This is a genomic window from Micromonospora sp. CNZ286, assembly GCF_014207755.1.
Genome location: NZ_JACHIZ010000001.1, coordinates 4,884,919 through 4,908,150, shown reverse-complemented (window position 1 = coordinate 4,908,150; position 23,232 = coordinate 4,884,919). Strand labels below are relative to the sequence as shown.

The window sequence follows — 23,232 nt, the reverse complement described above, 5'->3', positions numbered from 1 at the left end:
CCGGTCACCGCTGCCGGCGTCTCTCAGCCAACGACGGTGACCTCCAGGAGGAGGGCCTGTTCGGGGTGCAGGGCGGGGAGCTGAACGCCGACCGTGCCCAGCACCGAACCGCTCACCGTGATGCCGTCGCCCGGCCAGGCCAGCCAGCCCGGCGGGGACAACTCCAGCAGGGCCGGTTCCGGTACTCCGGCGGGCGGGCAGATCCGGTAGCGCCGCTGCGGGTCCAGCCCCGGCAGCCGCACCGCGCCCGGCACCTGCGCCGCCGAGGTGGCGACCCGGCTGACCGCGTACACCGCATGGTTGCGGTCGTGGGCGACCACGCCGTGGGCCTGCACGGCCGGGTCCGGGTGGTCGACCCGGACCACACGGCCGGTGTGCAGCAGCGGGCGCAGCCGCTTGTGCAGCGCCACCCAGGCGGCGAGTTCGGCCCGTTCGCCGGCGTCGATCGCGGTGATGTCCCACTCGATGCCGTGGTGGCCGAACAGCGCGGTGACCGCGCGGAAGCTCAGGTCGTGTACGCGGTGCGTGGTGTGCGAGCGCTCCGGGCCGATGTGCGTGCCGATCAGTTCCGGCGGCAGCAGCAGGCCGGTCCAGCGCTGGATGGACAGCCGTTCCAGCGCGTCGTTGCAGTCGCTGGCCCAGATCCGGTCGGTGCGGCGCAGGATCTCCAGGTCGACGCGCGCGCCGCCGGAGGAGCAGCTCTCGATCTCGACGTCCGGGTGCCGGGCGCGCAGCTCGTCCAGCAACCGGTAGACCGCGAGGGTCTGCGCGTGCACCCCGGGCCGCCCGGCGTGCCCGGCCTCGGTGAGGTCGCGGTTGTGGTCCCACTTCAGGTACGCGAGCCCGTCGTGCTCGCTCAGCACCGCGTCGAGCCGTTCGAGCAGGTACGCGTACGCGTCCGGGTGGGCCAGGTCGAGCACCTGCTGGTGCCGCCACGGCGGCGGCAGCCGGCCCGGCGCCTGGAGCACCCAGTCGGGGTGGGCGCGGAACAGGTCGGAGTCGGGGTTGACCATCTCCGGTTCCACCCAGAGCCCGAACTGCATGCCGTGCCCGCGTACGTGGTCGATCAGCGGCTGCAACCCGTCCGGCCAGACCTCGCCGTCGACCCACCAGTCGCCGAGCCCGGCCTGGTCGTGTCGTCGGCCACGGAACCAGCCGTCGTCCAGCACGAAGCGTTCCACACCGACCTCGGCGGCCGCGTCGGCCAGCGCCCGCAGCCGGTCCAGGTCGTGGTCGAAGTAGACCGCCTCCCACACGTTCAGCGTCACCGGTCGCGGCGTGCGGGGGTGCGACGGGCGGGCCCGCAGGTGGGTGTGCAGCGCGTCGCTGAGCCCGTCCAGCCCGTCGGCCGAGTGCGCCGCGTAGAGCAGGGGAGTGGCGTACTCCTCGCCCGGCCCGAGCACGATCTCGCCGGGTGCGAGCAGCTCACCGCCGCCGAGCGTGGACTCACCTGTGGGGCGGCGCTCGGCGGCGGTGACGTGGTCGCCGCTCCACCCGGTGTGCACCGCCCACACCTCGCCGTGCCGGAAACCGAACCCGGCGGTGCCCGCGACCAGCAACAACGTGGCGTCGTGGCCGGTACGGCCGTGCCGCCCCTCGCGTACCCAGGCGCCCATCGGCCACGGGTGCCGCTGCGGCGCGCGCTCCCGGCACCAGCGGCCGGTCAGGTCGAGCAGTTCGGTGGCGACCGCCGGCACCGGCAGCACCGGTGTCAGCTCCCGCACCTCGTACCGGCCGTCGCCGTCGTTGCGCAGCCGGTGCCGCAGCGTCAGCACGCCCGCCGCGTCCAGCGTGATCTCGACGGTCAGGCTCAGCCCCGCGCCCGGATCCGCCGCCCGCACCTCCACCCGACCGGAGGAAAGGAAGGGCCCCTTGTTAACGCCTGGTGCATGTAAAGGGGCCCCTCCTAACAGGGCGGGCGACGGTGCCGCGGGCTCGTCGTACACGTCGAGGCCGGTGAGGCGGAACGCCGTCGACCAGTCCCGGCCGTCGCGGTGACCGGCGAGACCGGGACGTCCGCTCCACCCGGCGCTCGCCTCGGGCAGCAGCGACAGCACAGTGGGCCTGTCGAAGCTGCTCGGCACCACCGGCGGCACCGTGGCGTCGACGACCGCGGGCAGGTCCTCGTCGGGCAGCGGGCCGAGGTCGGCGCCCCAGTGCACGACCCGGGGCAGCCCCGGGCCGCGTGCGTCGAGCACCAGGCTGGTCCGCGCGCGGCGCAGGTGGACGATCGTCATCCCTTGGAGGCTCCCAGCGTCAGACCCCGGACGAACTGCTTCTGCAGCAGGAAGAAGATCACCAGGGTGGGGATCGCGACCAGCACCGAGCCGGCCGAGACCAGGTTGTTGTCGGTGAAGAACTCGCCGCGAAGGTTGTTCAGCGAACTGGTGACCGGGAACTTGTCGCCGGTACGCATGAGCACAGTGGCCCAGAAGAACTCGTTGTAGATCCAGGTGACTTCGAGCGTCGCGAGGGCGGCGAGCGCCGGGCGGCACAGCGGCATCGTGACCTGCCAGTACTGCCGCCACACGTTCGCCCCGTCGACCATCGCGGCCTCGTACAGCTCGTGCGGCAGCGCCTTCATGTAGTTGCTGAGCACGAACACGCAGAAGCCGCACTGGAACGCGACGTTGACCAGGATCAGCCCCCAGTAGCTGTCGTACAGCAGCTCCGAGTCGCTCATCCAGGCCGGCAGCGGGATCTCGGTGAACATCCGGAACAGCGGGATGAGCAGCGCCTGCTGCGGCAGCAGGTTCGCCGCGGTGAACAGGCCGAGCAGCGCGATGTTGAGCTTCCAGCTGAACCGGGCGATCACGAACGCCACGCAGGAGGCGAGGAACAGCGTGAGCAGCACCGCCGGGACGGTGATGTACGCCGAGTTGAGGAAGTGCTTGCCGAACTCGGCGGTACGCCAGGCGGTGACGTAGTTGTCGACAGTCCAGCCGCCGAGCGACACGTAGCCGTTGGCGGCTGTGTACTCGTAGGAGCGGAACGAGGTGAGCACCGCCCAGAGGATGGGGAACAGCCAGCCCACGGCGACCGTACCCAGGAACAGGTGCAGGACGACCCGGGCGGGCCGCACGGGGCGGCGGCGGCCGGCGGAGACGGCGGTCATCGCTTGTCCTCCCGCATCACGGTCCAGAGGTAGATGGTGATGAAGACCAGCGAGACGGCCAGCATGATGGTCGCCAGCGCGGAGCCGAAGCCGATCCGGCTGGCCTCGCCCACCACGTTCTGAGTGACCAGCGCGGAGATCAGTTCCAGCCCGTTGCGGCCCTTGTTGATGACCCAGACCAGGTCGAACGCGCGCAGCGACTCGATCACCGTCACCACCAGCACGATGATGTTGATGGGGCGCAGCACCGGGAAGACGACCCGGAAGAACGTGCTGGTCTCCGAGGAGCCGTCCACCGCGGCGGCCTCTCGCAGCGACGGGTCGACGCCCTTGAGGCCGGCCAGGTAGAGCAGCATGATGTAGCCGACGTGCCGCCAGCCGGCCGCCACCAGTACGGCCCAGATGTTGACGTCCGGGTCGCCGTACCAGTCGGTCTCGCCGCCGAACACGCCGTTGAGCAGCCCCTGGTCGCGGCTGTAGATGAGCTGCCAGACGAAGCCGATGAGCGCCAGCGACAGCACCACCGGCAGGTAGAGCGCGGTCTGGTAGAAGCGGCTGCCGCGAATCTCCTTGTCGAGCAGCACGGCGAGGAACATGCCGAACGGGGTGGCCACCACGAACAGCGCGGCCAGCCAGAGCAGGTTGTTCTGCACGGCGGGGACGAACGGCGGGTAGATGTTCACCACGTCGTCGTAGTTCTTGGCCCCGACCCACTCGATCTCGGAGATCGGGCCGATGCCGTCCCAGTTCGTGCCGGAGAGCAGCACCGTCGCCACCGCGGGCAGCCAGACCAGCCCGGTGACGAGCAACAGGGGTACCAGCACCATCAGCGTGATGACCACGCGGTCGGTGCGGGACAGGAGCCGTAGCCGGCGACCGCGACCACCGTTCGTGGTGGTCGCGGCCGGCGGCGGCACGGCGCGATCCGCTTGGATCAGGGGCAGGTCGGACATGATGTCCTTCCCCCTTCCGCCGTCAGCTGGTGAAGATCGACTTCTTCTGGTTCTCGATGCTGGTGAGCAGCCCGCTGATGTCCTTCGGGTCCTTGATGAACTGCTGCAACGCCGGGATCATCACGGTGGAGGCGAAGTCCGGCCGGGTGTCCCGGTCGAGGAACTGGGCGATCTCGGTGGCGGAGCCGACCAGCTCGGCGGCCTTCTTCTGCAGCGCGGTGTAGGCACCGGTCTCCGCGCCGCTGTTGGCGACAAGCGTGCTCGGGTCGTTCTTGACGGTGATGTCCGCCGCCTCCTTCGAGCCGAGGTACGTCAGCAGCTTCTGCGCCGCGTCCTTGGACTTCGGCTTGCGGGCCATCATGTAGCCGTCGATCGGGGCGTCCAGCGCCTTCGCGCCGATCGTGGAGTCGACCTCGGGGAACGTGAAGAAGTCCAGGTCCTCCAGGTCGGCGCCGCTGAACTGCTGGCCGACGAACAGGCCGAGCAGGTACATGCCGCTCTTCTTCTGCTGCAGCGACTGCGCGGCCTCCTGCCAGGTGCGGCCGAGCGAGTCCGGCTGGTGCAGGGGGAGCAGCCCGGCCCAGGTGTCGAAGACCTTCTTCACCTTGTCGGAGGTCCACGCCTCCTTGCCGGCCATCAGGTCGATGTGGAACTGGTAGCCGTTGATCCGCAGGTTGAGGATGTCGAACGTGCCCATCGCCGGCCAGCCGTCCTTGTCGGCGAACGCGATCGGGTTCAGGCCGTCCTTCTTCATCTGCGCGCCGAGCGTGTTCAGGTCGTCCAGCGTCTTCGGCACCTCGTAGCCGCGCTGCTGCCACACCGACTTGCGGTAGAAGACGGCCCACGGGTAGTACGACGCCGGCACGAAGTACTGCTTGCCGTCGTCGCCTGTGGACGCCTTCTTGAACGCGTCGGAGTAGCCGTCGAGCTTGCCCCACACGTCGCTGAGGTCACCGGCCAGGCCCTTGGCGGCGAAGAAGCGCATCCGGTAGCCGGCGAACCAGGTGAACACGTCGTCCGGCTTGCCCTGCAGGTAGTTGTTGATGTTCTCCTGGAACGTGTTGTGGTCGACCGTGTTGATGTTGACCGTCACGCCGGAGGACGTCTTGAAGCCGTCCATCACCTTGGCGACGACGTCCTTGGGCTTCGGGTCCGACTGGTTCGAGCCGAGGGAGACGCTCTTGGCGTCGCCGCCGGACCCGGAGTCGGAGTCGCCGCAGCCGGCGAGCAGACCGGTGCCGAGCAGCGCCCCCGCGCCGGCCGCGCCGGCGAGCAGCGAGCGCCGGTTCAGGCCGGCGACTGACGGGGGTACGAGCCGGGCGAGGTATTCGGCTTGCGAGCGGGGACGGGACATGGTGCCTCCTGCGTGGAAGAGGTGCGCTGCGCTCATGGACCGTGATCGTTGGCGGTGAGCGGTGTTCGTGTCGGCCGCGGCAGATCCACCGAGAATCCACACGTCCGAACACAAACAGCCGGTGGCGCTTGAAGCTACCCCTTGGCGCGGCGCTGTCAAGAGGGCAAAAAGACGACGCTGTCGGCGGTGAGGCAGGGCAAAGAGTCGGTAAACGTTGGAACTTCAGTCGATGTTGGAAAGTGTTGACTTGGGTGCTGTTCGGGGGCACCCTCTGCTGTCATGCGGAACTGGCACGGCGACGGCATCTGGTACGGCGCGGACTACAACCCGGAGCAGTGGCCCGAGCAGACGTGGGCCGAGGACGTCGAACTCATGCGACGGGCCGGGGTCAACCTGGTCTCGGTCGGCATCTTCTCCTGGGCACTGCTGGAGCCCGCCCCCGGCCGGTACGTCTTCGACTGGCTGGACCGGGCGATCGACCTGCTGCACGACGGCGGCATCAGCGTCGACCTGGCCACCGCCACCGCCAGCCCGCCACCGTGGCTGGCGCACCGGCACCCGGAGACGCTGCCCCGCCGCGCCGACGGCACGGTGCTCTGGCCCGGTGGCCGGCAGGCGTACTGCCCCAGCTCACCGGTGTTCCGGGACCACTCGCTCGCCCTGGTCGAGGCCGTCGCCCGCCGGTACGCGCGCCACCCCGCCGTGGTGCTCTGGCACGTCTCCAACGAACTCGGCTGCCACAACGTGCACTGCTACTGCGACGTCAGCGCCGAGGCGTTCCGCGGCTGGCTGCGCGAGCGCTACGGCGACCTGGACTCGCTCAACGCGGCCTGGGGCACCGCCTTCTGGAGCCAGCGCTACCACGACTGGGCCGAGATCAACCCGCCGCGTACCGCGCCGACGTTCGCGAACCCGACGCAGCAACTGGACTTCCTGCGGTTCTCCTCCGACGAGCAGCGCGCCCAGCTGCGCGCCGAGCGGGAACTGCTGAACCGGCTCGTCCCGCAGCCCGTCACCACGAACTTCATGATCGGCACCGGCATCAAGTACCTGGACTACCACTCCTGGGCCTCCGACGTGGACGTCGTCTCCAACGACCACTACCTCACCGCCGCCGACCCGCAGCCGCAGGTCAACCTCGCGCTGGCCGCCGACCACACCCGGGGCGTCGCCGGTGGTGCGCCGTGGCTGCTGATGGAGCACTCCACCAGCGCCGTCAACTGGCAGCCCCGCAACGTGGCCAAGACGCCCGGCCAGATGCGCCGCAACAGCCTCGCCCACGTCGCGCGCGGCGCCGACGGCGTGCTGTTCTTCCAGTGGCGGGCCTCCCGGGCCGGCGCGGAGAAGTTCCACTCCGCGCTGGTGCCGCACGCCGGGCCGGACACCAAGGTGTTCCGCGAGGTCTGCCGGCTCGGCGCCGACCTGCGCGCGCTCGCCGAGGTACGCGGCAGCCGCGTCGACGCCGACGTGGCGATCCTGTTCGACTACGAGGCCTGGTGGGGTGCCGAACTCGACTCCCACCCGAGCGTCGACGTCACCTACACCGACCGGCTGTCGGCGCTGCACGCCGCGCTGTGGCGGGCCGGGGTCACCGCCGACGTGGTGCACCCGTCGGCCGACCTGTCCCGCTACCGGCTCGTCGTGGTGCCCACGCTCTACCTCGTCCGCGACGCCGACGCCGACGCGCTGCGCCGGTTCGTGGAGGCCGGCGGCACCGCTGTGGTCACCTACTTCAGCGGCATCGTCGACGAGCACGACCACATCCGGCTCGGCGGCTACCCCGGCGCGTTCCGCGACCTGCTCGGCGTACGCGTCGAGGAGTTCTTCCCGCTGCGGGAAGGCGAGACGGTACGCCTCGACGACGGCGCCCGCGCCGACGTGTGGACCGAGTGGCTGCACGCCGAGGGCGCCGAGGTGCTGGCCGCGTACACCGACGGGCCCCTGCCGGGCGTGCCGGCGCTGACCCGGCACACGGTCGGCGCGGGCGCCGCCTGGTACGTCGGCACCCGGCTCGACGACGAGGCCACCGACCGGCTGGTGGCCCGGCTCCTCGCCGAGACCGGCGTACGTCCGCCGGTGAGCGCGCCGGCCGGGGTGGAGGTGGTCCGCCGCCGCTCGGCGGACCGGAGCTGGCTGTTCGTGGTCAACCACAGAACCGAACCGGCCCGGCTGGCGGTCAGCGGCGCCGAGCTGCTCGGCGGTGCCCGTTGCGACGGCGAGCTGGAGGTGCCGGCGGGTGAGGTGGCGGTGGTCCGCGAGGAGCCCGCGCCGGTGCCCGCGACCGCCTGACCGGTACCCTGCCGTTCGCGCCGAGGAGGTCCCCATGCTCGCCCAGCAACGGCAGAGCGCCATCCTGGAGTTGATCCGCCAGAGCGGCGGCGTCCGGGTCAGTCACCTGGTCAGCCGCTTCGGGGTGTCCGACATGACGATCCGCCGCGACCTGGAGGTGCTGGCCGACCGCGGCCTGATCGACAAGGTGCACGGCGGAGCGACGCTCGCCGGACCCGGCTCCACCGAGGAGCCCGGCTTCGCCGCCAAGTCGGTACGCCAGCAGGCCGAGAAGCGAGCCATCGTGGAGCGGGCCGCCGAGCTGGTCGAGCCGGGGATGGCGGTGGCGCTGTCCGCGGGCACCACCACCGCCGCGCTGGCCGCCCGGCTGGCCGAGGTACGCGGACTGACAGTGGTCACCAACTCGATCCCGGTGGCCGACGCGCTCTACCAGAACCCCCGCGCCGACCAGACGGTGGTGCTGACCGGCGGCATCCGTACCCCGTCGGACGCGCTCACCGGCCCGGTCGCCGAGGCGGCCATCGCCGCGCTCAACGTCGACCTGCTCTTCCTCGGCGTGCACGGGATGAGCCCGCGTACCGGCTTCACCACGCCCAATCTGCTGGAGGCGGCGGTGAACCGGCGGCTGATCGGCGCCGCCCGGCGGCTCGTGGTGCTGGCCGACCACACCAAGTGGGAGACCATCGGCATCGCCACCATCGCGCCGCTGGAGGAGGCCGACGTGCTGATCACCGACGGCGGCCTGCCGCCGGAGGCCCGCCGGCAGCTCGGTGAGCAGGTCGGCGAGCTGGTGGTGGTACGCGCGGACTGACACCACGGCGTGCCTCACAGGCACTTCTCAGCCCCGCCGTCTAGGGTGCCCTGACGAAGTGCCCGACGGTCCATGTCGGAGCGCAGTTGCACGGGAGTGACCGATGGTCTTCAAGAAGATGTTGAGCGCGTTCGGCGTGGGCGGTCCGAGCGTCGACACGGTGCTCAGCAACCCGAACACCCGGCCGGGCCTGGCCCTGGACGGGCACGTGAACCTGGTCGGCGGCGACGCCCCGGCCCGCATCGAGCAGATCAACATCGGTCTGGTGACCCGGGTCGAGATCGAGAGCGGCGACCACGAGTTCGCGGGCGTGATGGAGTTCCACCGGATGCCGGTCAGCGGCGCCTTCGAGCTGGCCCCGAAGCAGCAGCTCTCCATCCCGTTCCAGATGCCGGTGCCGTGGGAGACCCCGATCACCGACGTGTACGGCCAGCGCCTGCGCGGCATGACCATGGGCCTGCGCACCGAGCTGGCGGTGGCACGCGCGGTCGACAAGTCGGACCTGGACCAGGTGTCGGTGCACCCGCTGCCGATCCACGAGCGGATCCTGGAGGCGTTCCAGGCGCTCGGCTTCCGGTTCAAGCACGCCGACCTGGAGCGGGGTCACATCTACGGCGTGCCGCAGACGCTGCCGTTCTACCAGGAGATCGAGTTCTTCGCCGCGCCGCAGTACGCGCAGACCGTCACCGAGGTCGAGCTGACGTTCGTGACCAGCCAGCAGGGCGTCGAGGTGATCCTGGAGTGCGACAAGCGCGGCGGCTTCCTCAGCCCCGGGCACGACGTCATCGGCAGGTACTCGATTCCGCACAGCGACGCCGCCCGTACCGACTGGGTGCAGGTCGTCGACGGCTGGCTGCGGGAGACCACCGGCCGCTACGGCAGCCTGCGGGCCCAGGGCTTCGGGATGCCGCACGGCGGCGGCCACGGCTACCCGGGTCACCATGGCCACGGGCGGCGCGGCCCGGGTATGGGCGGCGTGGTCGCGGGCGCCGCGCTCGGTGTCGCCGGCGGCATGATCGCCGGTGAGATGCTCGATGACGCGTTCGACGGCGGCGACGACTTCGGGGACTTCGGCGGGGAGTGAGCACATGCGACGACGCCCCCGGGACGGATCCCGGGGGCGTCGCCGTTAGCGCGGCGGGGGGTCAACGCCCCCGGCGCTCCTTGCCGGAGCGACGCGCGCTGCCCGCCTTCGACAGGCCACGGCTGACCAGGTACGCGCCGGTCAGCGCGGTCAGGTACCACCAGGCCTGGTTCGGGTTGTTGATGTTCAGGCCGTTGGTGGCGGCGCCTCGCCAGAACGCGGCGATCACGACGACCGCGACCGCTGCGGCGTACACCCAGAACTCGGTGGTCAGGAACGCCTGCTTCGTCTCCGTACCCGGGGACGGCATGTTCTCCCGGTGACCGTCGTGCATCGACGGCATCTGCCGGGTCGCCGTGTCCTGCATGCTCGACCGGTTCTGGACGTCGGACATCGGCCGGTTCATCGGCCTGGTGGATGCAGCCTGCGTGCTCATCTGGTCCTCCTCAGGATTTGATGAGTCGTTAACCTGCACACCCTCGCCCCGCTACCGCAGGTCGGCCACGGCGCGGTTCGCGCTCTGCGGCGGGGGCACCCTGGGTCTACCCGGGGCCGGAGACAAGGTAACCGCCGGTCACCGACGAATGGCCGTCGCGCTCGGCTCGCGGCCGGAACCGGACACCGGGACGCACATCGGTCCTCCCGCCGCCGGTTCCGGTTTCAGCCACCCACCCTCGGGCACGCACCACCGATACCCCGAGAGAGCTGCGAGGTGGTTGACGTGCGTGAGGACGACATGCGGCAGGACGCCGCCCGGCAGGCTGAGCAGCGGGTCGCCGGAGGCGTGTACGGCGAGGGCGCGCTGGACGAGGTCACGGTGCCCCAGACCGACGTCGAGCGGATGCGGCAGGAACTCGACCCGGACGACCCGGCGGACGTACCCGTCGACCCGACGGTGCTGCGCGACGGCGGACCGACCCGGGGTCAGGGAGCGGTGACCACGACAGGTGGCACCGCCGGCCCGGCGAGTGTGCGCCGGCTGGCCCGCCAGCCCGAGAAGCACCCGGGCAAGGTGGCGCCGACGACGACCGGTGACGCGAGCACGGGTGGTTTGAGTACCCCGGCCGGCGGCTCCACGAGCGACAACTCGGCCACGGGTGCCCAGGTGGGCAACTTCACCAACAACCGCCCCAACCCAGGCTGACCGAGTCACGGCGGGGACGGCGGGACGGCCTCCGGCCGCCCCGCCGTCCCGTGTCTGCGCTTCCCCTTCCCAGCTCCGTTCCCGGTGTGACGTCCACTTCGTGCGGACGCTGCCGCCGCCACCTCGGGGAAGTGGTGTGGTCAGAGCGGGCGTGACATAGCAACGTCCCCGATCTGGCGCGCGCGTCGCCACTTCGGCGAAGTGGCTTGTTCGCCCGACCCGCTCCCGCCCTACCCGGCCGTGGGGCTTTCTCCCGGCTCGCGCTGACGGCGTCCCGCCACGTCGGGGAAGTGGTGCGGTCGGGGTGGATGGGATGTAGCCGTTTCCCCGAGGTGGTGCACGCGTCGACACTTCGGGGAGGTGGTGTGGTCGAGGCGCAGGGTGCCGCCACTTCCCGATCTGGTGCACGCGTCGCGCCACTTCGGGGAGGTGGTGTGGTCAGAGCGGGCGTGACATAGCAACGTCCCCGATCTGGCGCAGGCGCCCGCCAGTTCCCCGATCTGGCGGGAACAGGCCGACGGGACACGTGCCTAACCCGGCACACACCCCGCCCTCACTCGCCGATCTTGCACTCTCGGCCCGAAAGATGTCCGCTTTGTCGATCATTCCGGGGCTGCAACTCCATGATCGCGGAGCAGGGGCGGGGGCGCGAGGAGCGCGGGAGGGTGCGCCCGGCGGGACGTCGGGCAGCACGTGCCCGGGCCGGTCGATCATGAAGTTGACGGCCGAAATGGAGATCCACATCGCCGTCAACTTCATGATCGACGGGGCAGAGGGCGGGCGGAGGGGGCGGAGGGCGGGTGGAGGGCGGGCGGGAGGGAGGGGGAGTCAGGGGGTGCGGAGGATGCCTAGGCGCTGGGTGGCTCTTGTCAGGGCCACGTAGAGGTCGCTGTGGCCCCTGGGGGACTCGGAGACGATCCGGGCCGGGTCCACCACCAGTACCGAGTCGAACTCCAGGCCCTTCGCCTGCTCGGTGGTCAGCACCACGATCCGGTTCGCCAGCTCCGGCTGCTCACCCACCGTCGCCTCCGGCAGCGCCGCCACCACCGCGCCGCCCAGCTCGGCCACCCGCCCGGTCGGCACCAGCACGCCGAGCCGCCCGTCACCGAGCGACGCCGCCTCCCGGGCCGTCGCCTCGACCAGCTCCGTCACGAGCCGGTCCGCCGGTACGGTCCGGTCCCACGGCGGTACGCCGGTGGCGCGTACCGAGCGGGGTGGCCGCAGCGCCGGGTCGATCTCGGCCAGCACGTCGGCGGCGACCGCCATGATCTCGGCCGGGGTGCGGTAGCTGACAGTCAGCTCCTCCAGCCGCCACCGGTCCGCCACGTACGGCGCCAGCGCCTCGCCCCACGACGGCGTGCCCGCGAGCGCACCGGTCTGCGCCACGTCGCCGACGATCGTCATGGACCGGCTCGGGCAGCGGCGCATCAGCAGCCGCCAGGCCATCGGTGACAGCTCCTGCGCCTCGTCGACGATGACGTGCCCGAACGCCCAGTTCCGGTCGGCGGCGGCGCGCTGGGCGGTGGTGAGCCGGTCGGACTCCTCCTGCCGCTCGGAGAGCCGGTCCGCGTCGATCAGGTCGGTGACGCCGAGGATCTCACCGCCGTCGGCCTCGTCCTCCACGTCGATGGAGCGGGAGCCGCGCCAGATCTCCAGCACGCCCTCGGCGTACTCGCGTTCCAGCGCCCGGATCCGCTCCCGGCGGGCCACGGCGGCGCGTTCGTCCTCGCCGAGCAGTTCGGCGGCCTCGTCCAGCAGCGGCACGTCGGCGGGCGTCCAGCCGCCCGGCTCGCGGTGCAGCGCGGCCCGCTCGTCGTCGGTGAGCATCGGCGCGGCAGTGGCGATCCGCTCCGGCGACGCGTACAGGTCGGCGAGCAGGCGTTGCGGGGTCAGCACCGGCCACAGCTCGTCCAGCGCGGCCCGGATCTCCGGCTCCTCGCGCAGCTCGCGGCGGATCTCCGCGCGGTCGGCCTCGGAGAGCAGGTTCTCCCCGCCCAGCGGGTCGGCGCCGATCCGCTCGGCCACCTGGTCGGCGAGCGCGTGCACGATCTCCACGTCGAACAGCGCGCGGGCCAGGTTGTGCGGGCGGCCGGTGCGGCGTACCCGGTCCCGGGCCTGCCGCACGGTCTCCGGGTCGAGCGTCAGCATCTCCCGCTGCGGCAGTTCGATGGTTACCGGCTCGTCGGGCACCCACTGCCGGTCGCGGACCGCGGCGGCCAGCACCTCGGTCAGCACCGCGCGGCCCTTCAGCGCCGCGGTGGTGGCCGGCTCCGCGCGGCGGGCGTGCACGCCGGGGAACAGGTCGGCCTGGGTACGCAGCAGCACGCCGGTCTCGGCCAGCGTGGGCAGCACCTGGGAGATGTAGCGCAGGAACGTGGCGTTCGGGCCGACCAGCAGCACGCCGCGGGTGGAGAGCTGCTGGCGGTGGGTGTAGAGCAGGTACGCGGCCCGGTGCAGCGCCACGGCCGTCTTGCCGGTGCCGGGCCCGCCCTGGACCACCATCACGCCGGGCAGGTCGGCGCGGATGATCCGGTCCTGCTCGGCCTGGATCGTCTCGACGATGTCGCGCATCCGGCCGGTGCGCCCGGCGTTGAGCGCGGCGAGCAGCGACGCCTCGCCGGTCACCTCCTCGTGCGCGGTGGGGGAGGCGGCGGCGATGTCGAGCACCTCGTCGTTGAGCCCGGTCACCTTCCGGTCGCGGGTGCGCAGGTGGCGCCGGCGGCGTACGCCCTGCGGGTTGGCGGCGGTGGCCAGGTAGAACGGCCGGGCGGCGGGGGCGCGCCAGTCCATCAGCAGCGGGTCGTAGTCGCCGGACGAGTCGAAGATCCCGATCCGGCCGATGTAGCGGACCGCGCCGTCGTCGCCGTCGAGGCGGCCGAAGCACAGGCCGCTCTCCACAGCGGAGAACTGTTCGACCTGGTCGGCGTACATCGCGACGGTCGAGTCGCGCTGCGAGCGGGCCTGCTGCGTGCCACCGGTGTGGCGCAACTCCTCGTCGAGCCGCCGGGCGGCCTGTTCCCGCATGCCGTCCAGCCGGTCGTACAGCATCGAGACGTATTCCTGTTCCCGGCCGATCTCGTCGTCCTGGCGCAGGTCAGCCGACACGTCGGAGTGCGTTGACAATCCGGCTCCTCATTGACTAAAATTGCCGCAGGAATGGCATTCAGAAGCCATCCTTTTTTTGTGCCTGAACTGAGAAAGATAGCGCGTCGGCAGCCACCAGACCAAGCCCGGACACGACTCGGGGCCCGGCCGGCGTCAGCCGACCGAGCCCCGGGCACGGCGATTCTCAGCCCTTTGCGGCCTCGTAGAGCCGCTCCGGCGTGACCAGACCGGCGATCACCCGGCCGTCGTCGGTCAGCAGCACGCTGAACAGCTTGCCGCTGAGCAGCCGGCCGCTGCCCCAGTCGCCGCTGACCTTCGGCAGGTCACCGAGCACCTGCCCCAGCATCTGGGCATCCGGCGCGTCCGCGCCGGGCTTCGCGCCGCCGCCGGTCGCCGCGTCGCCGATCTTGGCGACCACCACCGTGGTCCAGCCGGTGCCGACGGTACGGACGTCCGGCTTCTCGGCGTCCTTCTTGTCGAACCGCTTACCGGCCGGTCCGGGTCGCTCGCCCTCGGTCGCCTCGGTGACCTTCACGCCGGGCGGCGGGTTGAACCGGAACTGGTCGGCCTCCGGCGTGCGGAAGTCGACCTGGGTGAACGCCACCTGGAACGCCGGCTCGTCCTGCCCGTCGGCGAGCACCTGCAGGCGCAGCGGCACGTGCTCCTTCGCGTCGAGCGCGATCCGGACCTGGTGGACCAGTGACGCCTTGTCACGCGGCGTGAGCACCAGCTCGTACGCGTCCCGCCCGGCGACCGTTGCGGTGCGGCCGACGGTGACCGCGGTGGTCGGGTCGATCGCCTCCAGCGCCCGGTCCGCGGCGTCGGCCGGGGTGGCCGGCACGGTGGCCCGCTCCGGCGCGTCGGCCGGCAGCTTCCGGTGCGTCGCGGTGTTCTCCCGGCTGTTCCAGGTCCAGACGTCCCGCCCGTTGCGCAGGATGTCCTGCTCGCCGAGCGTGTCGACCAGCGCGAGCCGCTGCCGGTCCTCGCCGCCGTACCAGACGCGCAGCGTGTGCGTACCGGAGACCAGGCCGGCCAGGTCGTTGCCGGTGGCCTGGCCGGCGAGCGCGGCGATCGGCGGCAGGCCGAGGTCGGCGCGCTGCACCACGGTGCCGGAGAGCCCGTCCAGGCGGGACGTGCGCAGGTCTTCCAGGAGCTGGGCGGCGCTGCGCGGCGGCAGTGCCGGGTCGGCGCCGGCGGCGAACGTGCCGACGGCGGCGCCACCGCCGATCACGGCGACCCCCGCGGTCACCGGGACCAGCCAGCGCAGCACGGCGCGGTTCTTCATCACTGACATAGTGTGCACCTCCTGCGCTCCATGCTGCGCGACCGTCGCTGTGACCACGCTGAGGAGATCCCCTACGGGTGACCCCATGGTGGCACCCTTGACCGGTGCGGTTGCTGGTGGTGGAGGACGAGACGCGGCTCGCGGCGGCGCTGCGCCGGGGCCTGTCGGCGGAGGGTTTCGTGGTCGACGTGGCGGCTACCGGCCCGGACGGGCTGGACGCGGCCCGGCACGGCGAGTACGACGCGATGATCCTCGACGTGATGCTGCCCGGTTTGTCCGGGTACGAGGTGGTGCGCCGGCTGCGCGCCGAGCAGCGCTGGCTGCCGGTGCTGATGCTGTCGGCCAAGGACGGCGAGTACGACCAGGCCGACGGCCTGGACTGCGGCGCCGACGACTACCTGACCAAGCCCTTCTCGTACGTGGTGCTGCTGGCCCGCCTGCGGGCGTTGCTGCGCCGCGGCGCGCCCCGGCGGCCGACCGTGCTCACCGTCGGCGACCTGCGCCTGGACCCGGCCCGCCGCCGGGTCACCCGGGCCGACACCGAGGTGGTGCTGACCAGCCGCGAGTACGCGCTGCTGGACTACCTGATGCGCCGCCCCGGCGAGGTGGTCTCCAAGACCGAGCTGCTGGACCACGTCTGGGACGCCTCGGTCGACACCGCGCCGAACGCGGTGGAGGTCTACGTCGGCTACCTGCGCCGCAAGATCGGCCGGGAGCGGCTGGAGACGGTCCGCGGCGCCGGTTACCGGCTGGCCACATGAGCCGGTGGATACGCGGCCCGCTGCCGCGGCTGGGCCTGCGGGCGCGGCTGCTCGCGCTGGGCGTGCTGGGGCTGGCGGTCGGGTTCGCGTTCGGCGGGACGCTGCTGCTGGGCGCGCTGGGCTGGACGCTGCAACGGTCGGTCGACGAGGAGGCGCTGCGTACCGCCGACGCGGTCGCGCTGCTGGCCGCCGAGGACGCGCTGCCGGACCCGCTGCCTGTCGCGGGCGGGCAGCTGCGGGTGCAGGTGGTCGACGCGCAGGGCCGGATCCGGGCCGCCTCGATCGACGCGGACCGCCTCGTGCCGATGCTCGGCCCGGACGAGCTGCGTCCCGGGCAGCGGCAGCGGCTGGTGGTGGACGGGCGGCGCGCCGGCATGCCCGGCCCGGTCCGGGTGGTCACGGTGCCGGCCGGCACGGCGCAGGAGCCGCGTACGGTGCTGGTCGCCAAGTCGCTCACCGACGTGCGGCACAGCCTGCACGTGGTCCGCAACCTGCTGCTCGTGGGCTTCCCGCTGCTGGTGGCGGGGCTCGGCGTGGTGGCCTGGCGGGTGGTGGGCGCGACGTTGCGCCCGGTCGAGCAGTTGCGCAGCGGCGCCGCCGAGATCACCGGGCGGGCCGGGGCGGAGCGGCTGCCCGTACCGGCCGGGCAGGACGAGATCCACCGGCTCGCGGTCACGCTCAACGACATGCTGGACCGGCTGGCCGCGTCCCGGGACCGCCAGCGCGCGTTCGTCGCCGACGCCGCGCACGAGCTGCGCAGCCCGCTGACGAACATGCGTACCGAGCTGGAGGTGGCCCGGCGTCTCGGCGACGACACCGACTGGCCGGCGGTCGCCGACGACCTGCTCGCCGACACGGAGCGGCTGAGCCGCCTGGTGGACGACCTGCTGCTGCTGGCCCGCCTCGACGAGCAGGACGCCCGGCCGTCCCCGGTCGGCCCGGTGGAGCTGGGGGAGCTGCTGCGCGGTGTGGCCGCCCGCTACCCGTCGCCGCCGGTCCGGCTGACGCCGCCGGACGCGCCCCGATGGGTGGAGGGGGACGCGGGGGAGCTGCGCCGGGTGCTGGTGAACCTGGTGGACAACGCGCTGCGGCACGCGTACTCCGCCGTGGAACTGACCGTGAGCGGGCCGGACGGGGCGTACCACCTGATCACGGTGACCGACGACGGGCCGGGTATCCCGGCGGCGGACCGGGAGCGGGTGTTCGCCCGGTTCACCCGGCTCGACGACGCGCGGGCCCGCGACGCGGGCGGCGCGGGCCTGGGCCTGGCCATCGTGCGTGAGCTGGTACGGCGGGCCGGCGGCACGGTGGAGCTGGCCGACGCGACGCCCGGCACCGCCGCGCCGGGGCTGCGCGCGACGGTACGGCTGCGCGCGCTGGCCGAGCCGGACGCGGAGTGAGCGGTCAGCGGCGGCGCTTGGTGCAGACCGGGCCGGTGCGCGCGACCGTGTCGGTGGACCAGACGAGTGCCACAGTGAAGCAGTAGTCGGTGGTGCGGTCGAGCCCGTAGGCGATGTAGTCGGCCGACCCGGCGGGCAGCGTCGCGAACGTGCCCTGCGGCTGCCCGGACCGGCCCCCGGCGACCACCACCGGCCCTTCCGCGCCGGCCGGGTACGTCCAGCTCAGCACGATGCTGTCGCGCCGGTCGGTGAGGGTGAACCTTCCGGGCGGCGTGCCAGGCTTGGCGGCTGCGGGAGTGGACGGCACGGGACCGGCGGAGGTGGGCGGCGGAGCGCTGGTGGCCGGTGGCGGGGCGTCGCGGCCGTCGTCCACCCGGGACACCCCGGCGATCACCGCGACGGTGCCGAGCAGCAGCGCCACCGCGACGCCGAGCACCACGAGCGGCAGCCAGGGCCGGGCGCGCCGCTCCGCGACGGGTGGCCGGGGCACGTGCACCGGCAGGTAGCGCGACGGCGGCTCGGGTGGAGGCGGCGGCACGCGGCGTACCCCGGCCTGGTCGTCGGCGAGACCGACCACCGTGGGCGGCAGCGGGTCGGCGTCCGGGCGCCACGGCTGCTCGGCCGGGTCGTCGGGCGGCCACGGGTAGTCGTCGAACCCGTCGGCCTCCGGCGCGGTACGCGGCGTCGGCACGTGCGCGGTCTCGGCGGCCCGTCCGGGCGGGTGGTAGAGCGGCGTCTCGACCGGTTCGTCGAGCGCGGGCGGCGAGTACGGCGGCAGGTCGTGCGGCCCTTCGGCGGGCGGGGGCACCCGGGCGGCGGGCACCACAGGCGTGGTCCGGGCGGGCGGCGGCTCGGGAGCCGGGGCGGGCGCGGGGCAGACGTGGTCCGGGTCGGCGGCGGCGCGGGCCAGGCCGGCCACCTGCGCGGCGAGCGGGTCGTCGGAGTCCAGGTGCAGCCGGCACAGCTCCTCGGCGAGCGTCAGGTGCTCGTGCGAGTCGGCGTACCGGCCGCAGTCGCGTTCCATCGCGCCGAGCTTCGCCAGCATCTTGATGCCGCTGGGGTGACCGTCGCCGTAGACCTCCCGGTGCAGCTCCCAGGCGTCCTGCAACCGGTCGCGGGCCACCTCGCACTGGCCGCGCGCGTACTCCACGGTGGCCAGGTCGGCGTGCGCGGCGAGCACCCGCTGCGACTCCGGGCCGTCGCGGGCGGTCAGCTCGATGATGACGTCGGAGTAGAGCCGGGCCGCCCGGGCGTCGCTGCCGACCCGGTGCAGCACCGCGGCGAGCGTCGCGGCGGCGGTGACGGTGCGCTCGTCGGAGCGGCCGAACAGCCGGGTGGCTGCCGCGTACGCGAACGCGGCCCAGCCACGGGCGGAGTGCGGCTCGCCGAGCGCGACCAGCACCCGGGCCTGGAGGCCGGCTGCCTCGGCCAGCTCGGCGGAGGCGTTGCCGGGTCGGGGATCCGCGTCGCTGAGCGCGTCGGCGAGCAGCCGTTGCGCGCCGTCGAGGTCGCCTTCGGACACCAGTTGGTGCGCCTGGACGGTCAGGTCAGCGAAGCCGGAGGACACGCCCCATCGTGCTCGTCCGGCGACGGTATGTACAAGACCCGCAGTGGATCAGTTTGGTCCCGAATCCGTCAGGTGGTCGGCGAGCGTCTCGCTGATCCGGCGGAGCTGGTCGACCTGGGCCGGGCTGAGCGCGTCGAACAGGTGCCGGCGTACCCCCTCGACGTGGCCGGGCGCGGCGGCGGCCAGGGTGGCGAAGCCCTCGTCGGTGAGTACGGCGACCTGCCCGCGCCGGTCGGTGGGGCAGTCCTCCCGGCGGATCCAGCCGGACGCCTCCAGCCGGGCGGCGGCGTGCGACAGCCGGCTGCGCGAGGAGCCGGTCAGCTCGGCCAGCTCGCTCATCCGCAGCCGCCGGCCGGGGGCCTCGGAGAGGCGGACAAGGATCTCGTAGTACGCGTGCGGCATGCCCGCGTCGCGTTGCAGCTCGCGGTCGAGTGTCTCCATCAGCGCCCGGGAGGCGGTCAGGAAGGCCCGCCAGGTCCGCTGCTCGTCGGGGTCCAGCCACCGGGTCATGACGCCCATCATAGCGCAGATAGTTGAGCGCTCAACAAAATGGGGGTACGGTCGGTGGCATGGGCATCCACCGACTCAACCACGCCGTCCTCTACGTCAGTGACCTGGAGCGCAGCGTCGCCTTCTACAGCGACGTGCTGGGCTTCCGCCGGGTTCCGATGACGCCCGAGGGCTTCCGCGGCGCCGCCTTCCTCCAGGCGCCCGACTCCACCAACGACCACGACCTCGGGCTGTTCGAGATCGGTGCGGCGGCCGGGGCGTCCCAGGCCGGCCGGGCCACCGTCGGGCTCTACCACCTGGCCTGGGAGCTGGACACGCTCGACGAGCTGGGCGCCACCGCCGAGCGGCTCTCCGCCGCCGGAGCGCTGGTCGGCGCGTCCGACCACGGCACCACCAAGAGTCTCTACGGCCGCGACCCGGACGGCCTGGAGTTCGAGATCGTCTGGATCGTCCCGGCCGACCTGCTGGACGACGCCGCGCTCGCCGCGCGTACCCGCATCGGGCGGCTCGACCTCGACCGCGAGCGGCAGCGCTACGGCGGGCAGACGCGCGGCGGCGTGGGCATCTCCGTCCCGGTCTGAGCGGGGTTCACGGCCGGGCCCGCCGCGCCGTGCGGTAGAAACGGCACCATGTCCACCGACGCCGTTCTGCGCGAGCTGCTCGTCCGCCGGCTCGACCACTGGCTCCCCGCCGCGCTGCACCGGGCGCGGCGGGCCACGCTCGCGCTCGCGTACGCCGGAGGTGACGCCGCCGGCGCGGAGGAGGCGTTGCGGGTGGTGGCCGAGTTCGCCGACCGGCTGCGCGGGCGGCGGCTGACCGTGCTGGTGGTGGCCGACGACGGCACCGACCTGCCGGTACGCCTCGGCGCCGCCGAGGCCGCCCTGCCCGCCGACGTCGCCGTGCACCTGGTGCCGGGCGGCCCGGACCGGCTGCCGGTGGCGCTCAAGGCGGCCGGCGCGGCAGGTGCGCCGCTGCTCACAGTGGCCGACGGCGCCGACCCGGACCCGGCCCTGCTCGCCGCCGCCGCGTCCGGGCGCCCGGCCGAACTGCTGCTCGTCACCGCGCCCGGCCGTTCGCTGCGCCCGGCGCTCACCGACGCCGGGTTCCCGCTCGTCACCGAGGTCGAGCTGGTGCCCGACGGGGACGGCCCGGCGCGGCTGCTCGGCTACGGCACCGGCTCCGACCACGGGCTGGAGGCGGTCAAGGAGGCGCTCTGGGCGGTCGACGAGTACGCCGGTGTGCGCTACCGCGACCCGGCCGACCCGCAGGGCCGGCTGCTCGACATCTCGCTCGACCCCGAGCCCGGTCCGCTGCGCCGGGAACTGCTGGCCGAGCTGGCCCGCTCCGGCCCGCGTACGGTCACCGAGCTGCGCCGCTTCGCCACCACCTCGACCGTCTACCGGGCCGCCGACGTCAACCGGGCGCTGACCTCGCTGCTCGCCTCGGGCGCGGTGACCCGCGACCCGGAGCACGGCCGGCTCGGCGGGGACGTGACGATCAGCGCCGTCCCGACCGCTGGGTCATCTGCTTGACCACTATCGACGCCCCGGTGGCGACCACACCGATGCTGAACACCATCTGCGCGCACACCGCCACCCGGGCGATCTGACCCTGGGCGTGCACGTCGCCGTAGCCGACTGTGGTGAGCGTCGCGAGTGCGAAGTAGAGCGCGTCGACGCGGGTCCGCAGGCCGACGAACTCCCCGGGCCGGGTGTTCGCGACCACGTAGTCGCCGAGCGCGAAGACCAGCAGCCCGGCGATCAGCGCGACCGCGAGCCGGGTCAGCGCCCGGTCCTCGTCCCGGCCGGTCGGCTGGTCCCGGACGAGCTGGCGGCGGACCTGGCCGGTGACCAGGAACGCGATCACCCCCACCAGGACCGCTGTGCCGATCGAGCGCAGGGCCAGCCGCAGGCCGTTCGGATCGGCCTCGACCGGCACCAGGAAGTAGCCGACCAGCATGAGGGCGCAGGCCGCGACGGCCCGCCGTCGCAACCGCCGCAGGGACACGTCCGCCATGCGGCGATTCTCCGGTCACCGGGACGCCGTGGTCGGCGGAACCGCGAACCCGGCCGGTACGACGATCGGGGCGCCGGCGACAACGCCGGCGCCCCGATCGTCGTCCGGGTGGTCAGGCCCGGGTCTTGTCCTGCTTCCAGGACAGCGGCCCCGGAAGGTCCACGCGGTGGGCGCGGGTGTTCGAGTTCCAGGACCAGCGGCCGATCTTGATACTCCACGACGAGAAGCCGTTCTGGGTGAAGTGGAGGATCAGCGGTCCGTACTTCTTGCGCTTGCGGAACTGGACGCCCATCGGGGGTGCCTCCTTCGTCTCCCTGCCTCTGCGGTCTGGAACATGCCCGGTTCGACGATTCGCGAAACCATGCCCGGTCCGCTCTGGACGGTGGGACCGCCACCCGGCAAAATCTCTATCCAACGGGTAGGTGTTAAGGAGTCGTAAATGCTGGTGGTGGCGGGTAGTAACAATGCCAGCGACGAAAGTCTCACTCTTTGGAAGGACGTTGACCGGCGCGGAGAGCGGTCGGCAGCATGAGTGCTGGTCGCCCCGCATCGCATCCCTCATCCGGGGGTATCGGGAGAGAACACCGTGCCGCCGCTGCTACCCCTGGACTGGAGGCTCTCGTGGACCGGTTGCACTCACCGTCGCGCCGACAGCTGGTGGCGTCGTGACCACCGTGGACCGGCCCGGCGCCGCCACCGTCGAGCTGCGCCCGGTCGACGTCGACTCGTTCCGCGGCCTGCTGCGCCGCCAGGCGTCCACGGTCACCGTCGTCACCACACCGGGCCTGCGCGGCAACCGGATGCGGCCGGACCTGCCGCCGGCCGGCTTCACCGCCACCTCGTTCACGTCGGTGTCGCTCGACCCGCCGCTGGTCTCGGTCTGTCTGAGCCGCGCGTCGTCGAGCTGGCCCACAGTCGAGCAGGCCGAACACGTCGCGGTGCACCTGCTCGCCTCCGGCCAGCAGGAGATCGCGCAGATCTTCGCCACCAGCGGCATCGACCGGTTCACCGCCCACCCGGGCTGGACCATCGGGCCGTTCGGCGTGCCGCTGATCGGCGACGCGCTCGCAGTGCTGCTGTGCCGGGTCGTGCGCCGGATCGAGGCGGGCGACCACACCATCCTGCTCGGCGAGCCGCTCGCGCTCGGCGCGGGTGAGGACGGCGACCCGCTGCTGCACCACCGGGGCGGCTACACCACCACGCTCGGCGACTGGCCCGAGGCGTGGTGACCGCCGCCGCCGACGACCTGATCGCGCTCGACCGGGCCGCCCAGGACCTGCTGTTCCGGGCCGCCCGCACCGCCAACGCGTTCACCGACGAGCCGGTCGCCGACGAGCAGGTCCGCGCCGTCCACGACCTGATCCGGTACGGCCCGACAGCGATGAACGGCCAGCCGCTGCGGGTGCTGCTGCTGCGCTCCGCCGAGGCCCGGGCGCGGCTGCTGCCGTACGTCAGCGCCGGCAACCGGGACAAGACGGCGACCGCGCCGCTGACCGCTGTGCTCGCCGCCGACGTGGACTGGCACGACCGGCTGCCCGAACTGTTCCCGCACCGCCCCGGCGCCCGCGACTGGTTCACCGGCGACCCGGCCGGCCGGGAGGCGCAGGCCCGGTTCAACGCCGCGCTCCAGATCGGCTACCTGCTGGTCGGTGTTCGCGCCGCCGGGCTGGCCGCCGGACCGATGGCCGGATTCGACGCCGCAGGCGTGGAACGCGAGTTCTTCCCCGGCGGGCGGCACCGGGTGCTGCTGCTGATGAACATCGGCCGCCCGGCGCCGGACGCCTGGCGGGAACGGCTGCCGCGCCTGCCCTACGAGGAGGTCGTCGGCACGCTGTGAA

The 23,232-nt window shown here is 72.7% G+C and carries 21 protein-coding genes; 10 read left to right on the top strand and 11 right to left on the bottom strand.

The window, feature by feature from the left end; genetic code table 11:
* Positions 1–23 precede the first annotated feature (23 nt).
* The 4 genes from FHX31_RS21480 to FHX31_RS21465 are packed head-to-tail and all read right to left on the bottom strand — an operon-like array spanning position 24 to position 5,422.
* The gene (locus FHX31_RS21480) at positions 24–2,237 is read right to left on the bottom strand and encodes an alpha-galactosidase (RefSeq protein ID WP_184977089.1); all 2,214 of its coding nucleotides are present in this window, start codon (positions 2,235–2,237) and stop codon (positions 24–26) included.
* Positions 2,234–3,115 (bottom strand): carbohydrate ABC transporter permease, encoded by an 882-nt coding sequence (locus FHX31_RS21475; RefSeq protein ID WP_013284905.1) that lies wholly within the window; start codon positions 3,113–3,115, stop codon positions 2,234–2,236. The genes FHX31_RS21480 and FHX31_RS21475 overlap by 4 nt, the downstream gene beginning before the upstream one ends.
* Positions 3,112–4,068 (bottom strand): carbohydrate ABC transporter permease, encoded by a 957-nt coding sequence (locus FHX31_RS21470; RefSeq protein WP_071096136.1) that lies wholly within the window; start codon positions 4,066–4,068, stop codon positions 3,112–3,114. Before FHX31_RS21470 ends, FHX31_RS21475 begins: the two co-directional genes overlap by 4 nt.
* A 22-nt stretch (positions 4,069–4,090) precedes the next feature.
* On the bottom strand, positions 4,091–5,422 hold the full coding sequence (locus FHX31_RS21465) for an ABC transporter substrate-binding protein (RefSeq protein WP_145823775.1): 1,332 nt from the start codon (positions 5,420–5,422) through the stop codon (positions 4,091–4,093).
* A 279-nt stretch (positions 5,423–5,701) separates the two neighbouring features.
* Here FHX31_RS21465 and FHX31_RS21460 point away from each other — a divergent pair, with 279 nt between their 5' ends.
* The 3 genes from FHX31_RS21460 to FHX31_RS21450 all read left to right on the top strand — a co-directional run bounded on the left by FHX31_RS21460 (position 5,702) and on the right by FHX31_RS21450 (position 9,606).
* Positions 5,702–7,711: a beta-galactosidase gene (locus tag FHX31_RS21460; protein ID WP_184977088.1), complete on the top strand. Its 2,010-nt coding sequence runs from the start codon at positions 5,702–5,704 to the stop codon at positions 7,709–7,711.
* Between the two features lie 34 nt (positions 7,712–7,745).
* Entirely contained in the window at positions 7,746–8,522 is a 777-nt protein-coding gene (locus FHX31_RS21455) for a DeoR/GlpR family DNA-binding transcription regulator (protein WP_047894228.1), read from the top strand.
* Positions 8,523–8,625: 103 nt separating this feature from the next.
* Positions 8,626–9,606, top strand: coding sequence for a sporulation protein (locus tag FHX31_RS21450; RefSeq protein WP_184977087.1), 981 nt, complete (start codon positions 8,626–8,628; stop codon positions 9,604–9,606).
* A gap of 61 nt (positions 9,607–9,667) precedes the next feature.
* Here FHX31_RS21450 and FHX31_RS21445 read toward each other — a convergent pair whose 3' ends face one another.
* Positions 9,668–10,042: a hypothetical protein gene (locus FHX31_RS21445; protein ID WP_387031444.1), complete on the bottom strand. Its 375-nt coding sequence runs from the start codon at positions 10,040–10,042 to the stop codon at positions 9,668–9,670.
* 285 nt (positions 10,043–10,327) lie between these two features.
* Between FHX31_RS21445 and FHX31_RS21440 the strand changes: the two genes are divergently transcribed.
* The gene (locus FHX31_RS21440; protein ID WP_041784166.1) at positions 10,328–10,750 is read left to right on the top strand and encodes a hypothetical protein; all 423 of its coding nucleotides are present in this window, start codon (positions 10,328–10,330) and stop codon (positions 10,748–10,750) included.
* 828 nt (positions 10,751–11,578) lie between these two features.
* Here the strand turns inward: FHX31_RS21440 and FHX31_RS21435 are convergent.
* Together FHX31_RS21435 and FHX31_RS21430 are read right to left on the bottom strand one after the other, a co-directional pair.
* Positions 11,579–13,798 (bottom strand): HelD family protein, encoded by a 2,220-nt coding sequence (locus tag FHX31_RS21435; RefSeq protein ID WP_402883605.1) that lies wholly within the window; start codon positions 13,796–13,798, stop codon positions 11,579–11,581.
* Between the two features lie 241 nt (positions 13,799–14,039).
* Positions 14,040–15,149 carry a LolA family protein gene (locus tag FHX31_RS21430; protein WP_145823778.1) on the bottom strand — a complete coding sequence of 370 codons (1,110 nt, stop codon included), beginning with the start codon at positions 15,147–15,149 and terminating at the stop codon, positions 14,040–14,042.
* 95 nt (positions 15,150–15,244) lie between these two features.
* Between FHX31_RS21430 and FHX31_RS21425 the strand changes: the two genes are divergently transcribed.
* A complete protein-coding gene (locus tag FHX31_RS21425; RefSeq protein ID WP_013284915.1) occupies positions 15,245–15,901 on the top strand; it encodes a response regulator transcription factor in 657 nt (218 codons plus the stop codon).
* Positions 15,898–17,301, top strand: coding sequence for a sensor histidine kinase (locus FHX31_RS21420; protein WP_184977085.1), 1,404 nt, complete (start codon positions 15,898–15,900; stop codon positions 17,299–17,301). Before FHX31_RS21425 ends, FHX31_RS21420 begins: the two co-directional genes overlap by 4 nt.
* Positions 17,302–17,305: 4 nt before the next feature.
* Here the strand turns inward: FHX31_RS21420 and FHX31_RS21415 are convergent, their stop codons facing one another.
* Both FHX31_RS21415 and FHX31_RS21410 read right to left on the bottom strand, forming a co-directional pair.
* Entirely contained in the window at positions 17,306–18,868 is a 1,563-nt protein-coding gene (locus tag FHX31_RS21415) for a tetratricopeptide repeat protein (RefSeq protein ID WP_184977084.1), read from the bottom strand.
* 48 nt (positions 18,869–18,916) lie between these two features.
* Positions 18,917–19,387: a MarR family winged helix-turn-helix transcriptional regulator gene (locus FHX31_RS21410; RefSeq protein ID WP_114919788.1), complete on the bottom strand. Its 471-nt coding sequence runs from the start codon at positions 19,385–19,387 to the stop codon at positions 18,917–18,919.
* A gap of 50 nt (positions 19,388–19,437) precedes the next feature.
* On the opposite strand from FHX31_RS21410, the gene FHX31_RS21405 reads away from it, so the two are divergent.
* Together FHX31_RS21405 and FHX31_RS21400 are read left to right on the top strand one after the other, a co-directional pair.
* Positions 19,438–19,959, top strand: a complete 522-nt coding sequence (locus FHX31_RS21405; protein WP_013284919.1) for a VOC family protein — start codon at positions 19,438–19,440, stop codon at positions 19,957–19,959.
* Between the two features lie 48 nt (positions 19,960–20,007).
* Positions 20,008–20,910: a hypothetical protein gene (locus FHX31_RS21400; RefSeq protein WP_184977083.1), complete on the top strand. Its 903-nt coding sequence runs from the start codon at positions 20,008–20,010 to the stop codon at positions 20,908–20,910.
* On the opposite strand, the gene FHX31_RS21395 is transcribed toward FHX31_RS21400, so the two are convergent.
* Positions 20,876–21,394: a potassium channel family protein gene (locus FHX31_RS21395; RefSeq protein WP_013284921.1), complete on the bottom strand. Its 519-nt coding sequence runs from the start codon at positions 21,392–21,394 to the stop codon at positions 20,876–20,878. The two genes, FHX31_RS21400 and FHX31_RS21395, sit on opposite strands and share 35 nt — an antisense overlap.
* A 112-nt stretch (positions 21,395–21,506) precedes the next feature.
* The gene (locus tag FHX31_RS21390) at positions 21,507–21,686 is read right to left on the bottom strand and encodes a DUF4236 domain-containing protein (RefSeq protein WP_013284922.1); all 180 of its coding nucleotides are present in this window, start codon (positions 21,684–21,686) and stop codon (positions 21,507–21,509) included.
* Positions 21,687–22,059: 373 nt separating this feature from the next.
* Between FHX31_RS21390 and FHX31_RS21385 the strand changes: the two genes are divergently transcribed.
* Positions 22,060–22,623: a flavin reductase family protein gene (locus FHX31_RS21385; protein WP_184977082.1), complete on the top strand. Its 564-nt coding sequence runs from the start codon at positions 22,060–22,062 to the stop codon at positions 22,621–22,623.
* Positions 22,620–23,231 (top strand): malonic semialdehyde reductase, encoded by a 612-nt coding sequence (locus FHX31_RS21380; RefSeq protein ID WP_013474585.1) that lies wholly within the window; start codon positions 22,620–22,622, stop codon positions 23,229–23,231. The genes FHX31_RS21385 and FHX31_RS21380 overlap by 4 nt, the downstream gene beginning before the upstream one ends.
* The last annotated feature ends 1 nt before the right edge of the window (position 23,232 follow it).